The organism is Vibrio jasicida CAIM 1864 = LMG 25398 (assembly GCF_000400365.1).
In the GTDB taxonomy this organism is placed as follows: Bacteria; Pseudomonadota; Gammaproteobacteria; order Enterobacterales; family Vibrionaceae; genus Vibrio; species Vibrio jasicida.
In genome coordinates this window covers 1-208 of the sequence record NZ_BAOG01000277.1, presented here as the reverse complement: position 1 = coordinate 208, position 208 = coordinate 1, and the positions used below count along the sequence as shown (strand labels likewise).

At 41.8% G+C, this 208-nt stretch carries 1 pseudogene; it reads left to right on the top strand.

Going from position 1 to position 208, the window contains the following annotated elements:
- Positions 1-106: 106 nt before the first annotated feature.
- A pseudogene (locus VJL_RS29450) lies at positions 107-208 on the top strand (LysE family translocator); the annotation flags it as partial.

Genomic DNA, 208 nt, shown 5'->3' with positions numbered 1-208 from the left:
TGGCATTTTTACTATGCGTTGGTTTTAGTGATTAAGGTGGTATGCGGGAGCATCGTATTGCGTGCCTCACACCTTAATTGGGCGTTAGTTTTATGGAGGAAATATTGTGGAAATCTGGACGTTATTGTTCTTTATACCTGCGTGTTTTGCGCTCAATATGACTCCGGGTCCAAACAATCTATTGTCCATGAACAATGCTCGTTGTTAC